Origin of the sequence: Aeromonas sp. S16(2024) (genome assembly GCF_041403065.1) — a bacterium.
Taxonomy (GTDB): domain Bacteria; phylum Pseudomonadota; class Gammaproteobacteria; order Enterobacterales; family Aeromonadaceae; genus Aeromonas.
This window is the reverse complement of record NZ_JBGLQX010000003.1, coordinates 12,578-29,262: the sequence shown is the minus strand read 5'-3', so window position 1 is coordinate 29,262 and position 16,685 is coordinate 12,578. Positions and strand designations below refer to the sequence as shown.

The following is a 16,685-nucleotide window of genomic DNA, read 5'->3' as shown; positions in this document are numbered from 1 at the left end:
CCTTAGTCTTGATGTTTCAACGCTTCCAACTCCTCCCAACGGGAGAAGGCGTGTTCCAATGCGGACTCTGCCGCATGCAATGCATCCAGTTTGGACTGGGTCTGCTCCGCCGGCAGGGAGAAGAACCCGGGATGGTTGATCTCCGCCTGCAGGGCATCGAGTTCCGTTTCCAGCTGTTCCAGCCGGGCTGGCAGATTATCCAGCTCCAGTTGCAACTTGTAAGAGAGTTTGCGTGTTTTTTTCGCCGGCTCCGCCGTCAACGCGACAGGCTCTGCCACCTTGGCCGCAGCCGCCCTGGTCGCCTGTTGCTGACTCTGCAGGGCCCGGGTGGCCATCATGTCGGCATAGCCGCCCACATAATCGCTGATCCGCCCATCCCCTTCAAACAGCCAGCAGCCGGTCACGGTATTGTCGATGAAGCGGCGATCGTGGCTGACCAGCAGCAGGGTACCGGGATAATCGGTCAGCAGCTCTTCCAAAAGTTCCAGCGTTTCGACATCCAGGTCGTTGGTTGGTTCATCCAGAATCAACAAGTTACTGGGTTTGAGGAACAACTTGGCCAACAGTAGACGGTTTTTCTCGCCCCCTGACAAGGCCTTGACCGGGGTCCGCGCCCGTTTGGGTTCAAACAGGAAGTCCTGCAGGTAGCCCAGGATGTGGCGGGAGCGGCCGCGCACCATCACTTCCTGCTTGCCCTCCCCCACGTTGTCCACCACGGTCTGCTCGGGATCGAGCTGCTCGCGGTACTGATCGAAATAGGCCACTTCCAGGTTAGTGCCGCCCTTGACCCGCCCGCGGCTCGGCTCGAGCTGGCCCAGCAAGAGTTTGATGAGGGTCGATTTGCCGCAGCCGTTGGGGCCGACCAGGGCAATCTTGTCGCCCCGCAGCACCTGCAGATCCAGCCCCTGGAACAGGGTGCGATCACCAAAGTCCAGCCCCAGCCCTTCGGTCTCGAACACCAGCTTGCCGGAGCGGTTGACGTCGTCCATCTGCAGCTTGGCCTTGCCCTGCAGCTCGCGGCGCTGGCTGCGCTCCATGCGCATCGCCTCGAGGGCGCGCACCCGGCCTTCGTTGCGGGTGCGACGGGCCTTGATACCCTGACGTACCCACACCTCTTCCTGGGCCAGCTTGCGGTCGAACTCGGCGTTTTTCAGCTCCTCGACCCGCAGCCACTCCTCCTTCCCTTGCAGGTACTGATCGTAATTGCCGGGCCAGGAGGTGATGGCGCCCCGATCGAGATCGATGATCCGGGTCGCCAGCTTGTGGATGAACTCCCGATCGTGGGAGATGAAGACGATGGCGCCACGAAAATCCTTGAGGAACTCTTCCAGCCAGTTGATGGCGTCGATGTCCAGGTGGTTGGTCGGCTCGTCCAGCAGCAGCAGATCGGGGTCGCAGGCGAGCGCACGGGCCAGGGCCACCTTGCGCAGCCAGCCACCGGATAAACTGTCGAGGGTCACGTCGGGATCCAGCCCCAGCAGGGTCAACACCTGATTGATGCGGGTCTCGAGCTGCCAGCCGTTCTGATAATCGAGCTGCTCCTGCAATTCGCTCATCTTGCGGATGTTGGCGTCGGAGGGATCGTGCCCCAGCTCCAGGGAGATGTGGTGGTACTGCTTGAGCAGCTCCCCCACCCCGGCCAGCCCTTCGGCGGCATAGTCGAACACGGTCAGCTCGCTCGAGGCGGGGGGATCCTGCTCGAGACGGGTCACCTTCAAGTCCTGCTGCAACACCAGACGGCCGTCATCCAGCGGCAACTCGCCGGCGATGACCTTCATCAGGGTGGACTTGCCCGCCCCGTTGCGTCCCACCAAACAGAGGCGCTCGCCGCGCTCTATGGTCAGCTCGGCGTTGTCGAGCAGCGGGAAATCACTGAACGACAGACAAGCGCCGTGCAATGTCAAAAGTGCCATGTTTGTTCCTTGTTACTTATGAAAAAACGGGCGGCAGACTCTGCCCCCGTTTTATCGTCAAATCGTTCACTCACACCCGAGCGGCGAACCAGCCTTGCAGCTGTGCCAGGGTGAAGGGCCAGCCCAGTTCGCGGCCGGCGTCATCCCGCAGCACAGGGATACGCACCCGGTAGGCCGCCAGCCACTGTTCGTCCTCCATGATGTCACACTGGCGAGTACTGGCGGCAAGGCCGGCCTCCTCCACCAGCGCCCAGGCCTGTTCGCACAGGTGGCAGCCGTCGGTGTGAAACAGGGTCAGCATCAGGCCTGCGTCTCGGCGTGGGTGATGATCCAGCAGTTGTGGATATGCTGGTTGCGCTCGAAATCCTTCGGCCGGGTCTTGCCGGTGATGTTCTGGGCCTTGAGGCCAGCGGCCTCGAGACCGGCCAGATCCATCTTGAAGTGGCGCTTGTTGTTGGAGAACACCAGGGTGCCGTCCGCCGCCAGCAGGCGTTTGAGGTGCTGCATCAGCAGCAGGTGATCCCGCTGCACGTCAAAGCTCTCGTCCATCCGCTTGGAGTTGGAGAAGGTGGGCGGATCGATGAAGATGAGATCGTACTGATCCTCGGCCTCGGAGAGCCACTTCAGGCAGTCGGCCTGGACGAACTTGTGCTGACGGCCCACCAGCGAGTTGAGCCGCATGTTGTCCTGCGCCCAGTTGAGGTAGGTGTGGGACATGTCCACCGTGGTGGTTTCGCTCGCACCGCCAAGACCTGCGTGCACAGTAGCACTGCCGGTATAGGCAAACAGGTTCAGGAAGCGCTTGCCCTTGGCCATCTGACCCAGCATGCGACGGGTCTGACGGTGATCGAGGAAGAGGCCGGTATCCAGGTAGTCGTAGAGGTTGACCCACAGACGGGCGCCGTACTCCTGCACTTCCATCCGGTGCTGCTCTTCGGAGAGCTTCTGGTACTGCTGCTTGCCTTCCTGACGCTCGCGCACCTTGAGGATCACCTTCTCACCGTCCATGCCGGTCACCTTGATGGCGGCCTGCACCATGTCGAGCAGACGCTGACGGGTCTTCTGGGCGGGGATGTCCTTGGGGGCGGCGTACTCCTGCACCACCAGGTAATCCCGATAGCGGTCGATGGCGGCATTGTATTCCGGCAAGTCGGCGTCATAGAGGCGATAGCAGTCGATCCCCTCCTTGCTGGCCCATTTCTCGAGGGTCTTCAGATTCTTGCGCAGACGGTTTGCAAAGTCCTGTGCCACCTCTTTCTGGGAGGCCACGGAGTCCAGCGCTATCTGGTAGTTGCGCAGCTGGCACTCCAGGGCCCCGTTGAACAGGCGATATTGCTTGTCGGCCCGCAGGCGCAGGCAGCTCAGCAGCTCAGGGGAAGCAGACAGAATGGTGACCTTCCAACCTTGGAAGCTGCGGCGCAGGGCATCGCCGAGGGCCTGGTGCACTTCCAGCAGGGCCGGGAACTCCCCCAGACGCTCGCCATAGGGCGGGTTGGAGATGAGCATCCCGACTTGGCGCGCCTCCCCTTCCACAGCAGGCATCGGCAGCGGGTTCTCGAGCGCGGTCACGTCGGCCTGCTTGAAGGTGATGAGGTGGGCCACACCGGCCGCCTTGGCATTGTCGCGGGCCTTCATCAGCACGCGGGGGTCGGCATCGCAGCCAAACAACTTCACTTCGCAGCGCTGCATGCCACGCTTGGCGCGCACCTGGGCTTCCATCTTCAGGCTCTGCCACAGATCGCCATCGTGTTGCAGCCAGCGATCGAAACCGAAGCGCTCCCGGCGCAGGGCCGGCGCCATGTCGGCAGCGATAAAGGCCGCTTCGATGAGCAGGGTGCCGGAACCGCACATGGGGTCCATCATGGGCTCGCCGGTCCAGCCACTGCGGGCAATCATGGCGCAGGCCAGGTTCTCTTTGAGCGGCGCCTCGCCTGTGCCCTGACGGTAGAAGCGCTGGTGCAGCGCCGGGCCGGACAGGTCCAGGGTGATGTTGGCCTTGCCCTTGCCCAAGTGCGCCATGATGCGGATGTCCGGCGACTTCTTGTCGACGTCCGGGCGCACATGGCCACGCTTGGTGAAGCGGTCAACGATGGCATCCTTGATCTTGAGCGCGCCGTACTGGGTGTTGCGAATGGCCGGGTTGGTACCGGTGAAGTCCACGGCTATGGTGGCGGTGCCGGGGAAGTGCTCTTCCCAGGGAATGGTGTGGGCGCCGAGATAGAGATCCAGATCGTCGTTCATCTGGAATTCGGAGAGCACCAGCACGATGCGGGAGGCAAAACGGCTCCACAGGCAGGCCTTGTAGCCGATGGCCAGTTCGCCTTTGAAGTGGACGCCGGCCACGGTCTCACGGACCTGCTCCGCGCCCAGGGTGGTCAGCTCGACGGCCAGCAGGTTTTCCAGCCCCTTGGGGCAGGTTGCAAAAAATTCTTTCATCACGCTCACGGGGATGCCATAAAAATAGTGCCGCATTATACCTTATCGGCCCGCACTCGGCATCCGAACCTTGGGGTTCGCGCGAATATAAAGGGGGCTGGCCGGCGCAATTCCTCCCGTCCTTGCTCTTGTCGCCGGTACAGAGGGCGCGGGCAAGACGATGCAACTCAATATCCAGCGCAGAAGGGAGCACGCCAAACGGCGACGAAGTGACCCAAGGAAGCTGCCGCAACGGCATGGGAGAGACGAGCAATAAATAACCGGCTCCGGTTATTTCGAGGGCGTATGAATATCAACCAAAAATAACGTGCAGAGACAGTGTCAGCTGACCTGTCGATATTGTGCCTGGGCACGGGTCCTGGTCTGCATCCGGTTATTCATCACCTTGATCACCGCGAATCGTGGCAGGATCTTGCTGGCGGTCAGCACCAGTTCCTCGGTCAGGTTCAGGCAGACGCTCGCCTGATCGCCGGCCTCGATGACCATGAACTCTCCCCTGCCATGGGGAGTCTCCATCCACACCAGGGAGCCCATATCCGGCGAGCAATGATTCTGCTGTTCATGAAAGAACCAGCTTTGTGGCATCAGGGGTTTATAAAAGCGGCTGACGGCGATGGCATTGAGTACCAGCTGAACCTGATGGGGAACACTCCAATCGAGTTCGGCGGCCTTGTCCATCAGCTGGTAATAGAGGGCGGCATCGTCGACACAAAAAGGTTGGGTCGTGAAGGAGCTGGGGACGAGTTGTCGCCCCTTATATTCGGTGGCGAATATCATGCGATCGGATAAATCCAGCATCAGACGATCATCCTGAGCATCATAATGCCACTGCCAATTGTCATTGGGTTGGATACACATGGAGTTGCCCTTACTTAAGCCGTTCCTCGACTTTATTCCATGTCGAGAATTTGAGCAACTTTAAATAAGGGCAAGCGGTTATCTTTTAAATATGGGTAACTATCTCTTTGACCAGACTCGGGCCCTTATAAATAAAGCCGCTGTAAATCTGAACCAGACTGGCACCCGCCGCTAATTTCTCCCGGGCGGCCATGGCGCTGTCAATACCACCCACCCCTATGATAGGCAGGGCCCCATTGAGGGCCTTGGCCAGCAGGCGGATCACCTCTGTGCTCTTGTGCTGGAGCGGACGGCCGCTGAGGCCCCCTGCTTCACCGGCATGGGGCATGTCATAAATCATGTCGCGCTCCAGGGTGGTATTGGTGGCGATGACGCCATCGATTCCGTTTTTGATCAAGGTGGCGGCTACCTGATTAATTTCATCCAGGCTGAGGTCGGGGGCAATTTTAACGGCCAGCGGCACGTACTTCTTATATTGCGCGGCCAGCTCCTGCTGGCGAGCCTTGAGGGCAGCCAGCAATTCATCGAGCGCCTCACCATATTGCAGCGAACGCAGCCCCGGGGTGTTGGGGGACGAGATATTGACGGCAATATAACCGGCATGATCATAAACCTTGTCCATGCAGATCAGATAATCGTCCTTGCCCTGCTCTATGGGGGTGTCCTTGTTCTTGCCGATATTGATGCCGATCACCCCCTGATATTTGGCCTCTTTCACCTTGGCCACCAGATGATCGACACCCTTGTTGTTGAATCCCATCCGGTTGATGATCCCTTCCGCCGGAATTACCCGGAACAACCGCGGCTTGTCATTGCCGCTCTGGGGCTTGGGGGTGACGGTACCGACTTCTATAAAGCCAAACCCCATGGCCCCAAATGCATCGATGCACTCCCCGTCTTTATCCAGCCCGGCTGCCAATCCGACCGGATTGGCAAAATAAAGCCCCATGACAGTGACGGGGCGTTTGGGCAATGAATGGCGGAAGAAACAATCAAGTGGCGTACCGAGAAGGCGGGGCAAATATTTGATGGAGAGATCGTGTGCCTGTTCGGGATTGAACTTGAACAAGAAATGCCTGGCGAGGGGGTACAACATTTTTGCTCCTTAAAAAAGCCCCGGCAACTGGCCGGGGCTTTAGGGGTTATGCCGAGGTTCGGCAATTCAACTGGAGCAGGTTCAACTCTCGCAAGGCCACCGAGAACTTGGCGAACTCGTGGGTGCTCGTGGTCTTGAAGTCGGCCAACATATGGGTCCAACGGGACAAGAGTTGCTCATGCTCCGAAATCCAGTCGGCCAGTATGGTAGCGCATTCTCCCTGATCTTTGCACCCTTCCAGTACCACTGAGGTGAGGCTGCGTTGCTGCCAGTCCAGATCCTCGCGGAAGGAGGCCCGGGCCATCGCCTGCCAATGGTTGCCCACCGGTTGATGGTTGATCTGCTCGAGGAACCAGTGCAGATCCAGCTTGGCGCCGAGGCGGAAGTAGACGTTGGCGGCGCGCACTATGTCGGTCTTGTGCTCAGCGGCAATCTGCGCCAGATCCAGGCTGGAGAAGAGGCTGCTCATGTGTGCCACTTGACGGGCGATGGCTTCCGGCACCTGTTTGGCCACCAGCTCCGCGACCTTCTGCTGATGCTCAGCCACTTCGCTCTCGTCCATCACCTCGTAGAGGTGCTCCCCCAGGGTCTCGAAGGCCGGACGGAAGAAGGCGATGTTCTCGCCGATGCTCCAGCTGCGGTTGCGGGCACGCAGGAACCAGCGAGTGGCACGGCGCACTATGCGGCGGCTGTAGAACATCATCTCGAGCTGGGTCTCTGCACTCACCAGGTTGTCACAGCCTTCGATGTCACGCCACAGGGTGCCCAGACCGAACACCTCACGGGCCATGGCGAAGCAGCAGGCCACTTCCGCCACCGAGGCACCGGTTTCGTCCTTCATCCGACTGGCGAAGTTGAGCCCCATGTCGTTGACCAGCATGTTGGCCACCCGGGTCGCGATGATCTCGCCCCGCAGCGGGTGCTGGGCCAGCTCGGCACCGAACTGCTGCTGCAACTGGGCCGGGAAGCTGGTGACCAGCATGTTGGCGAGGAAGGGCTCCTCGGTCACTTCCGGGCAGTTGAGCTGCTCTTTCAGTACCATCTTGCCGTAGGCCACCAGCACCGCCAGCTCCGGACGGGTCAGCCCCTGCCCTGCGGCCATCCGCTCGGAGAGCTCCTCGTCGGAGGGCAGGAACTCCAGCGCACGGTCCAGCTTGCCTTCCCGCTCCAGCCCCTGGATGAAGCGTTGCTGCTCTTTCAACTGCTCGGCGCCACGGAAGGCGGTCACCGAGATGGACTGGGACTGGCGATAGGCGTTGGTGATGACGATCTGCGCCACATCATCGGTCATCTCGTACAGCATCTGGTTGCGCTGCTTGAGGGTCATCTCACCTGCGGCCACCAGCTGGTTCAGCAGTATCTTGATGTTGACCTCGTTGTCGGAGCAATCCACCCCGCCCACGTTGTCGGTAAAATCGGTGTTGATGTGACCGCCCTGGCTGGCGTACTCCACCCGACCGAGCTGGGTGAAGCCAAGGTTGCCACCCTCCCCCACGATGCGGGCACGCAGGTCACGGCCATTGACCCGCAGCACGTCGTTGCTGCGATCCCCCACGTCGGCGTCGCTCTCGCGGGCGCTCTTCACGTAAGTGCCTATGCCGCCGTTCCAGAGCAAGTCCACGTTGAGGCAGAGCAGCGCCTTGATCAGCTCGTTCGGGGCCATGCTGGCCTTGTCGGTGCCGAGCAGGGTCTGAATTTGCGGGCTCAGCTTGATGGACTTGGCGGAGCGCAGGAAGATGCCGCCCCCTACGGAGATGAGCTCCCGGTTGTAGTCATCCCAGCTCGAGCCCGGCAGCTCAAACAGCCGCTTGCGCTCGACGAAGCTCCTGGCCGCATCGGGAGTCGGGTCGATGAAGATGTGCATGTGGTTGAAGGCGCCCACCAGCTGGGTGTGCTCGGAGAGCAGCATGCCGTTGCCGAAGACATCGCCGGCCATGTCACCTATCCCCACGCAGGTGAAGTCGGTGGTCTGGCAGTTGACGCCGATCTCGCGGAAGTGACGCTTGACCGATTCCCAGGCGCCGCGCGCCGTGATGCCCATCTTCTTGTGGTCATAACCGACCGAGCCGCCGGAGGCGAAGGCATCGCCGAGCCAGTGGCCATACTCCTGGCTTATCTCGTTGGCGATGTCGGAGAAGGTGGCGGTACCCTTGTCGGCGGCCACCACCAGGTAGTAGTCATCCTCGTCGTGGCGTACCACGGATTTCGGCGGGATCACCTCCCCCTTGATGATGTTGTCGGTGACATCGAGCAGGCCGCGAATGAAGAGGCGATAGCAGGCCTTGCCCTCTTCCTGGATGACGGCGCGGGGCGCCCCCGCCGGCATCTGCTTGCAATAGAAGCCGCCCTTGGCGCCAACCGGCACTATGACGGTGTTCTTCACCTGCTGCGCCTTGACCAGACCCAGCACCTCGGTACGGAAGTCCTCCTTGCGATCGGACCAGCGCAGGCCGCCACGGGCCACCTTGCCCCAGCGCAGATGCACCCCTTCCACCCGCGGCGAGTAGACGAAGATCTCGAATTTTGGCAGCGGCAGCGGCATGTCGGTGATGCTGGCCGGGGCCAGCTTGAAGGAGATGTAGGGCTTGGCCTGACCCTCCTGATCCGGCTGGTAGTAGTTGGTGCGCAGGGTGGCGTCGATCATCTCCATGTAGCGGCGAATGATGCGATCGTCGTCCAGATTCGCCACCTGATCCAGCTTGGCGGCGAGCTGCTCGTGCAGCTTGGCTAATGCCTTGGCATCCTGCTTGATGGCGGGATTGAGGCGCTGCTCGAACAGGGTGAACAGCAGCTCTGCGATGTCGGGGTAACGGGTGAGCGTCTCCTCGATATAGGACTGGCTGAAGGAGACGCCGGTCTGGCGCATGTATTTCGCATAGGCGCGCAGCACAGAGACCTGGCGACCGGTGAGACCGGCCCCCAGCACCAGACGGTTGAAGCCGTCATCTTCCAGGGTCTTGTTCCAGATGGCGGCGAAAGCCTGCTGGAAGCGCTGCTGGCTCTGGGCCAGGCTGAATGGCTGGGTGCCGCGCAACAGCATGGAGAAGTCGAGGATCCAGAAGATCTCGCCGCTCGGGGTCCGTACCTGGTAGGGCGTCTCGCCGATGACGCGCAGCCCCATGTTTTCCAGCATGGGCAAGACGTCGGAGAGGTGGATGGGCTCGGTGCGGTGGAACAGCTTGAGGCGCACCCGGCGATCGTTCTCTTCTTCCTGGGCGCGGTAGAACAGCATGCCGAGCGGCTCGGCTTCACTCAGGCCATCGAGGGCCATGATGTCGGCCACGGCAGAGCCCGGCAGCACGTCTTCCTTGTAGGCGCGGGGGAAGGCGGTGCTGAAACGGCGGCGCAGTTCGTTGCCACGGGCCTCCCCATAATGGGAGAGCAGCACGGAATCCAGGCGGTCATCCCAGCTGCGGGCCGCTTCAATCAGATTGTTCTGTACTTCGTTCACATCCACATCCACGTTGTTGTTGTTGACCCGCACAATGTAGTGGGTCCGTGCCAGCACGCCCTCGGTGAAGTAGACGTTAAACTCCACCTCTTCGCTGCTGCCAAAATACTTCTGCAAAATCTGTTGGGTCTTGACTCGCAGCGCCGTGTTGTAGCGCTCCTTGGTGACATAGACCATGCAGGAGAAGAAGCGGCCGTAGACATCCCGGCGCACGAACAGCCGCAGCATGTCGCGCTCCTGCATCTCCAGCACCCCAAGACCTGTGGCCAGCAACTCCTCTTCCCGGGCCTGGATCAGCTCATCGCGCGGATAGGTCTCCAGCACGTTGAGCAGCGCCTTGTAGGCGTGTGAGCCCGTTTCAAAGCCGGAGGCGGCCATGATGCGCTCGAGGCGGTGGCTGATGAGGGGGATCTGGGTGGCGCTGGTGTTGTAGATAGAGGAGGCGTAGAGACCGATGAAGCGATCTTCCCCCACCACCTTGCCCTGTTCGTCGAAGCGCTTGATGCCGATGTAGTCCACATAGGCCGGGCGGTGTACCCGGGACTTGGAGTTGGACTTGGTGAGGATCAGCAAGTCAGAGCTCAGGGCCGCGTGACGGGCGCTGGCGGGCATGTTGCCAAGGCGCTGCCCCTCGTCCTTGATGGAGTTCTTCATCAGGCCGAGGCTCGACTCTGGCAGCGGCAGGATCTCATGATCCCCCTCCACCGCTTTCACGTCATAACGGCGATAGCCCATCAGGGTGAAGTTGTGGGCGGCGACCCATTTCAAGAAGGCCACACAAGAGTCGACCTCTGCCTGGCTGACCGGGTTCTTGCGCTTGGGCAGCTCCTCGATGATCTCGTTGAGGCGACCCAGCATGGGCTGCCAGTCCCCGACAGCCAGGGCCACTTCCCTTGCCACCGAGTTGAGCTCGGCGGTCAGGGCATCCATCTGCTCCTCATCCGTCAGATGATCGATCTCGATGAGGAAGGCGGTCTCGACCGAGGTCTGGGAGGCCGTGTTGTCGAGATCCAGGATGGCGCCTATCTTGCCATCGCTGCCGCGAATGAGGTGCAGCGGCTGGTGCAGCATCATGTGGGCCGTGATACCCCGGCGCTTGAGCGCCATGCGGATGGAGTCCACCAGGAAGGGAGAGTCCTGCAGGATGATCTCGACGATGGTATGGGGAGACTGCCATCCGTGGCGGGTCAGCTCGGGGTTGTAGACCCGGATATAGGGCTCTGTGCTGGTGCGCTGGTTGAGCGCATTCCACAGGCTGAGCGCCGCCCCGTAGAGATCGCTGTCATTGCGATCGTGCAGGTCGGTGCTCGCCATGTTGCCGTAGAACTTGGCGACGAAGCACTCGACCAGGGAGGCACTGTTCTTGGGCAACTTCTGATGGATCAGGCTGAGAACGTTTTCGAGCAGAACTGAGGTAGGGGCGTCTTTCAATGCCATTGCTAGTTTCCTTATCGGACGACATCACAGACACGGCGACATCCACCCAGGATGCGCGCCGGTACAGAGTTGCTGCGAAGTGTAATGACTTGGATCGCGGAAGGCGAGCAAAGGTGATAACGGGATGTTAAAAACAAGGGGCAGATCACGGCTTGGGTTGTGATAAATTTTGCCAAGTCGCTAAAATTTAGAAAATCGCACTGGTTGTTAGTCGATTTACCGGATAGATAGTGACTTAAAGCAGATATTTACCCGGAATAATGTTCATGTTTTGTTAATTTATGCGTTTTGGGCTAACGGGGCGCTCATCGTCCTGCATTTGGCGCCGCAAGCAGGGGTATTCCCCTCTACAGGACGCTCACACCAGCGGTTCGACTACGGCAAGCAACCCTTTCGAGGCCGCGCTCTTGGATGGTGAGCGGCCCTCAGGAGATCCTCTCCAGGCGAACAAAGCGGTGATCATCCTGGGTAACCAGCCGAAAGTGACCGTGCACCCCGTTGACGCTGACAAAGGAGCGGATCTTTTCCAGGCCCAGCTCTATGGTCAACCCCTGCTCGGTGCGCACCACCAGCCGTCTGGCCTGGCCCTGGTACATCAGCATGATCTCGTCGCGGCCAAGGGCCAACCGAAAGGTGTACTGCCTCATTCCCCCCTCCTCTTGATGAAAAACGGGCAGGAGAGCCTGGCTCCCCTGCCCGTGACCGGCACCCTTACTGCGCCAGCGCCTTGCTTACCTTCTCGAACAGATCCCGTGCCAGCCCCTCGAGGTTGGCCAGACGGGTCAGCTCGGCCCGGACGAGCGTCTTGCGCCCCTCATCCAGTCGCTTGAACTGAATGAGCGGGGTGATGAGACGGGACGCCACCTGGGGATTGACCTCGTTGAGCGCGATCAAGAGATCGGTCAGGAAGCGATAGCCGCTGCCATCCACGGCATGGAACTGCACCTGGTTGTTCATGGCGAAGCTGCCGATGAGCGCCCGCAGCCGGTTCGGGTTGCGGATGCTGAAGGTGGGGTGGCTCATCGCCTGTTTCACCTCGTCCAGCACGTCGGCGGCAGGCTTGCAGCCCACCAGGCGTAGCCAGTTGTCCAGCACCAGGCCGTCATGGGCCCACTTGCCTTCGAAGTCCGCCAGCAGCGCACCGCGGCACGGCAGCAGATAGCCGTTGGCCACCTGCAGCGCCGCCAGGGTGTCGGTCATGTTGTCGGCCGCCGCGTACTGCTCGCGCACCAGCACATCGGCCTGCTCCGCATCCAGCGCCGCCAGATAACCGAGCACCACGGCCTTGAGGGCGCGCTTGGCGGTGTCGGCATGGATCACCCTATAGCCCGTCAGGCGCAGACCCTCATAGGTGCTGGCCAGACGCGCGCCGAAGGCCTCGGCGAGCTGGCCATGGATGATATCACGCACCCGATGGATGGCATCGACATCGGCCACCTCGAACAGCTCGGCCAGGGTCGCCTCACCGGGCAGCGCCAGGATCTCCGCCTTGAGGGCCGGGTCCAGCTCGGCCTCGTCCAGAATGGCGACGAAGGCCACCAGCAGGGTTGGGGATAGCTCAACCCCCTGCCCCTGCTGCACCCGCGCCACCCCGTCGATGACCGCCTTGTTGATCAGCATCTGGGCCGCATCCCAGCGGGCGAACTCGTTGCGGGCATGGCGCATCAGGAAGGCCAGGGCCTCGTCGCTGTAGTCATAGTGCAGCTTGACCGGGGCGGAGAAGTCCCGCAGCAGGGAGGGCACCGGCTTGACTGGCACCCGATCGAACAGGAAGGTCTGCTCTTCTTCCAGCACGTCCAGCACGTTGCCGATATGCTCACCCTGATACTGCAGCGCAATGACGGCACCCTGCTCGTCATAGAGCTCGATGTCCAGCGGTATGTGCAGCGGCAATTTTTGCGGCTGATCTGGAGTCGGCGGCGTGTGCTGGCGCACGTGGAGGCGATAGACGCCGCTTTCGGCATCGTAGTCGTCGGTCACAGTCAGCTCGGGGGTGCCGGACTGGCTGTACCAGCGGCGGAAACGGCCGAGATCCACGCCGGAAGCATCTTCCATCGCCTGCACGAAGTCATCGCAGGTGGCAGCCGAGCCGTCGTGACGCTCGAAGTAGAGGCGCATGCCGGCCTGGAACTTATCCTCACCCAGCAGGGTGTGCAGCATGCGGATCACTTCAGAGCCCTTCTCGTAGACGGTCAGGGTGTAGAAGTTGTTCATCTCGATCACCACATCCGGGCGGATGGGGTGGGCCATGGGGCCGGCATCTTCGGCAAACTGCGGACCGCGCACGGTGCGCACGTTGTTGATGCGGTTGACCCCACGGGAGCCCAGATCCGAGGAGAACTCCTGATCCCGGAACACCGTCAGCCCCTCTTTGAGGCTGAGCTGGAACCAGTCGCGGCAGGTGACCCGGTTGCCGGTCCAGTTGTGGAAGTATTCGTGGGCGATGACCCGCTCTATGCCGTGATAGTCGCCATCGGTGGCGGTGGCCGGGTTGGCCAGCACGAACTTGGAGTTGAAGATGTTGAGCCCCTTGTTCTCCATGGCGCCCATGTTGAAGAAGTCCACCGCGACGATCATGTAGATGTCGAGGTCATACTCGAGGCCGAAGCGCTGCTCGTCCCAGCGCATGGCGTTGATGAGGCTCTCCATGGCGAAACCGGCGCGATCGAGGTTCCCCTTGTCGACGAAGATCTCGAGGGCCACCTTGCGGCCGCTACGGGTAGCGTAGCTACCCCGCTCCACGTCGAAATCGCCGGCCACCAGGGCAAACAGATAGCTCGGCTTGGGGAAGGGATCCTGCCACTGCACGAAGTGGCGACCGCCGTCCAGCTCGCCGCTGTCGACCTTGTTGCCGTTGGAGAGCAGATAGGGGTATTTGGCCTTGTCGGCGGTGATCCGGGTGCTGTAACGGGCCAGGATGTCGGGCCTGTCCAGGTAATAGGTGATGCGACGAAAGCCCTCCGCCTCGCACTGGGTGCAGTAGGCATCACCGGACTTGTAGAGCCCCTCCAGCGCCGTGTTGGCGGCGGGATCCAGATCCGTGACTATGGTCAGCACGCACTCGGCGGGCAGGTTGAACAGGGTCAGGCTGCTCTCCCCCTGCTCGAATCGGGTGAAGGGGACGCCGTCCACGCTGACGCTGTGCAAGACCAATCCCTCCCCGTCCAGCACCAGGGGCTCGTTGTGCTCGCCGCTGCGGCGCAGCCGGGAGATGGCGGTTACCCGGGTCAGGGGCTCCTGCAGTTGAAAATCGAGATCGATGCTGTCACACCAGTAGAGGGGCGCCCGGTAATCCTGGCGATATTTGGCCGTCATGGCCTGGGAGTGATCGGTCATTATTGTCTGCTTCCACGCGTTGTTATCAACGTGTCAGAGGCTGTCACAAGGATCCCGCAGGGTCAAATAGTTTGCATTCAGCCAAAAGAGAGGGCGACCGAAGTCGCCCTTGCATTCATGTGGATGTCACCCTGGACATTCAGCCCTTGCTGAGTCTCGCCAGATCCGCCGTGATGTTCGCGGCTTCGATCTGATACTCGTCGGGGGCCTCGAAATCGGCAGGCAGTTCATCCAGGCTCTTCACCGTCGGCTTGCCAAGGCGGGTCAGTCGCTCGTTGGCTCGCGCCAGCGCCTTCTCGTCCTGCTTGGCCTGATCCGCCAGTCGCTCGGCTTCGTTCAGAGAGACCGACTTCTTGTCCTTGTCCTCCTGATACTCCTTGATGTCCTGCATCACGTAGGCAAATTCAGGATCCTTGACGATCCGCGCCTCGTGAGCCGACTTCAACCTGGGCAACAGACTGGAGAAATCCCCCAGCTTGTCGTAACTGGCCGAGGCTATCTTGTCCCAGGGCAAGGCGTTGAACTCCCGGCTCTCCCCGGTCTCGTCCGGCGAGACGGCGGTCGGGAAGTTGATGTCCGGCGCCACCCCCTTGTTCTGGGTGCTGCCGCCATCGATCCGGTAGAACTTGGCGATGGTGTACTGCACGTGACCCAGCGGCTGCTCGTAGAAGTCGTAGACCTTGGCGAGGCTGCGATGCTGCTGCACCGTGCCCTTGCCGAACGAGTTTTCGCCGAGGATCAGGGCGCGGCCGTAATCCTGCATGGCGGCGGCGAAGATCTCGGAGGCCGAGGCACTGTAGCGGTCGATCATCACCGACATGGGGCCGCCGTAGTAGACGTTGCCGTCATCGTCACCGTTGACGGTGATACGACCCATATGATCACGAATTTGCACCACGGGACCGCTGGCGAAGAAGAGGCCGCTCAGGGCCGAGGCTTCCGTCAGGGCGCCGCCGCCGTTGCCACGCAGATCGACGATGAGACCATCGATCTTCTGCTTGTTGAGGCTGGAAAGCTCCTTGATGACGTCGTCATGGAGATTGACGTAGAAGCTCGGGATCTCGAGTACCCCTATCTTCTTGCCTTCGGCGTTGATCACCTTGGACTTGGCGGCCCTGTCTTCCAGGCGCACCTTGTCGCGGGTCAGCTCCACCAGCTCGGTCTTGGCGGTCGCGCCCTTGCCGCGCTGGATCTCCAGCTTCACCTTGCTGCCCTTGGGCCCCTTGATGAGTTCGACCACGTCGTCGAGACGCCAGCCGATCACATCGACAACCTTGCCATCGTCCTGCCCCACCCCGGTGATCTTGTCATCGGGTTTGAGGTGGTTGGACTTAGCCGCCGGGCCGCCGGGCACCAGGGAGCGGATGACGGTGAAGTCATCTTCCGCCTGCAGCACGGCACCTATGCCCTCCAGCGAGAGGTTCATCTCGGTGTTGAAGCGATCGGCGCTGCGCGGCGAGAGGTAGCTGGTGTGGGGCTCGATGGCACGGGCGAAGGAGTTCATGAAGAGCTGGAACACATCCTCGCTCTCGGTCTGGGACATCCGCTTGATGGCGTTGTTGTAACGCTTGCCAAGCAGCTCCTTGATCTCGGGCCACTCCTTGCCGCTGAGCTTGAGGCTCAGGGCATCAAACTTGACCCGTTGACGCCACAGCTCGTTGAGCTCGGCCTCGTCTTTGGGCCAGGGAGCCCCTTCCCGATCGAAGATGTAATTGTCAGGCTGGGTGAAATCCAGGGGAGTGTCGAGCAGTTTGAGGGCGTATTCGAACCGCTCGTAACGCCGCTGCTGACTCAGGTTGAACATCTCGTAGGCCGGAGCCAGACGCCCTCTCTCGAGGTCGGTGTCAAAACCGGTACGGTACTTTTCAAAACGGCTGATGTCAGAGGCCAGAAACAGGTTGCGGCTGTAGTCCAGATTCTCCAGATATTTGTCAAATATCACGGAGGAAAAGGCATCGTCCAACTTGAACTGTTTGTAGTGAGAGCGGGTAAACAGATTGGCAATTCGCTTGCTGGCCGTAGCATGTTGGCTCTCCTGAGCCAACACAGGCAAATCACTTTCCTTGAGCACCGGCTCGATGGCCTGTGCGAGCCCGGCGAGCGCCAGGCTACAGGCAACGAGGGAAAAACGAATCACGCCATGCTTCAACATTCGTCT

The 16,685-nt window shown here is 61.0% G+C and carries 9 protein-coding genes; all 9 read right to left on the bottom strand.

What is annotated here, in order from left to right:
• Nucleotides 1–2: 2 nt before the first annotated feature.
• Nucleotides 3–1,913, bottom strand: a complete 1,911-nt coding sequence (locus ACB030_RS03230) for an ABC transporter ATP-binding protein (protein WP_371157970.1) — start codon at nt 1,911–1,913, stop codon at nt 3–5.
• A 70-nt stretch (nt 1,914–1,983) separates the two neighbouring features.
• On the bottom strand, nt 1,984–2,214 hold the full coding sequence (locus ACB030_RS03225; RefSeq protein WP_371157969.1) for a glutaredoxin family protein: 231 nt from the start codon (nt 2,212–2,214) through the stop codon (nt 1,984–1,986).
• Entirely contained in the window at nt 2,214–4,385 is a 2,172-nt protein-coding gene (gene rlmKL / locus ACB030_RS03220; protein ID WP_371157967.1) for a bifunctional 23S rRNA (guanine(2069)-N(7))-methyltransferase RlmK/23S rRNA (guanine(2445)-N(2))-methyltransferase RlmL, read from the bottom strand. The genes ACB030_RS03225 and rlmKL overlap by 1 nt, the downstream gene beginning before the upstream one ends.
• A gap of 285 nt (nt 4,386–4,670) precedes the next feature.
• A complete protein-coding gene (locus ACB030_RS03215) occupies nt 4,671–5,207 on the bottom strand; it encodes a cell division protein ZapC (protein WP_371157965.1) in 537 nt (178 codons plus the stop codon).
• Nucleotides 5,208–5,292: 85 nt separating this feature from the next.
• Nucleotides 5,293–6,303, bottom strand: a complete 1,011-nt coding sequence (pyrD, locus tag ACB030_RS03210; protein WP_371157963.1) for a quinone-dependent dihydroorotate dehydrogenase — start codon at nt 6,301–6,303, stop codon at nt 5,293–5,295.
• 46 nt (nt 6,304–6,349) lie between these two features.
• Nucleotides 6,350–11,191, bottom strand: a complete 4,842-nt coding sequence (locus ACB030_RS03205; RefSeq protein WP_371157961.1) for an NAD-glutamate dehydrogenase — start codon at nt 11,189–11,191, stop codon at nt 6,350–6,352.
• A gap of 425 nt (nt 11,192–11,616) precedes the next feature.
• A complete protein-coding gene (locus ACB030_RS03200; RefSeq protein ID WP_371157959.1) occupies nt 11,617–11,838 on the bottom strand; it encodes a DUF2835 family protein in 222 nt (73 codons plus the stop codon).
• Between the two features lie 64 nt (nt 11,839–11,902).
• Nucleotides 11,903–14,527, bottom strand: a complete 2,625-nt coding sequence (gene pepN / locus ACB030_RS03195) for an aminopeptidase N (protein WP_371157957.1) — start codon at nt 14,525–14,527, stop codon at nt 11,903–11,905.
• A gap of 139 nt (nt 14,528–14,666) precedes the next feature.
• Nucleotides 14,667–16,679, bottom strand: a complete 2,013-nt coding sequence (gene prc, locus ACB030_RS03190) for a carboxy terminal-processing peptidase (RefSeq protein ID WP_371157955.1) — start codon at nt 16,677–16,679, stop codon at nt 14,667–14,669.
• Nucleotides 16,680–16,685 lie beyond the last annotated feature (6 nt).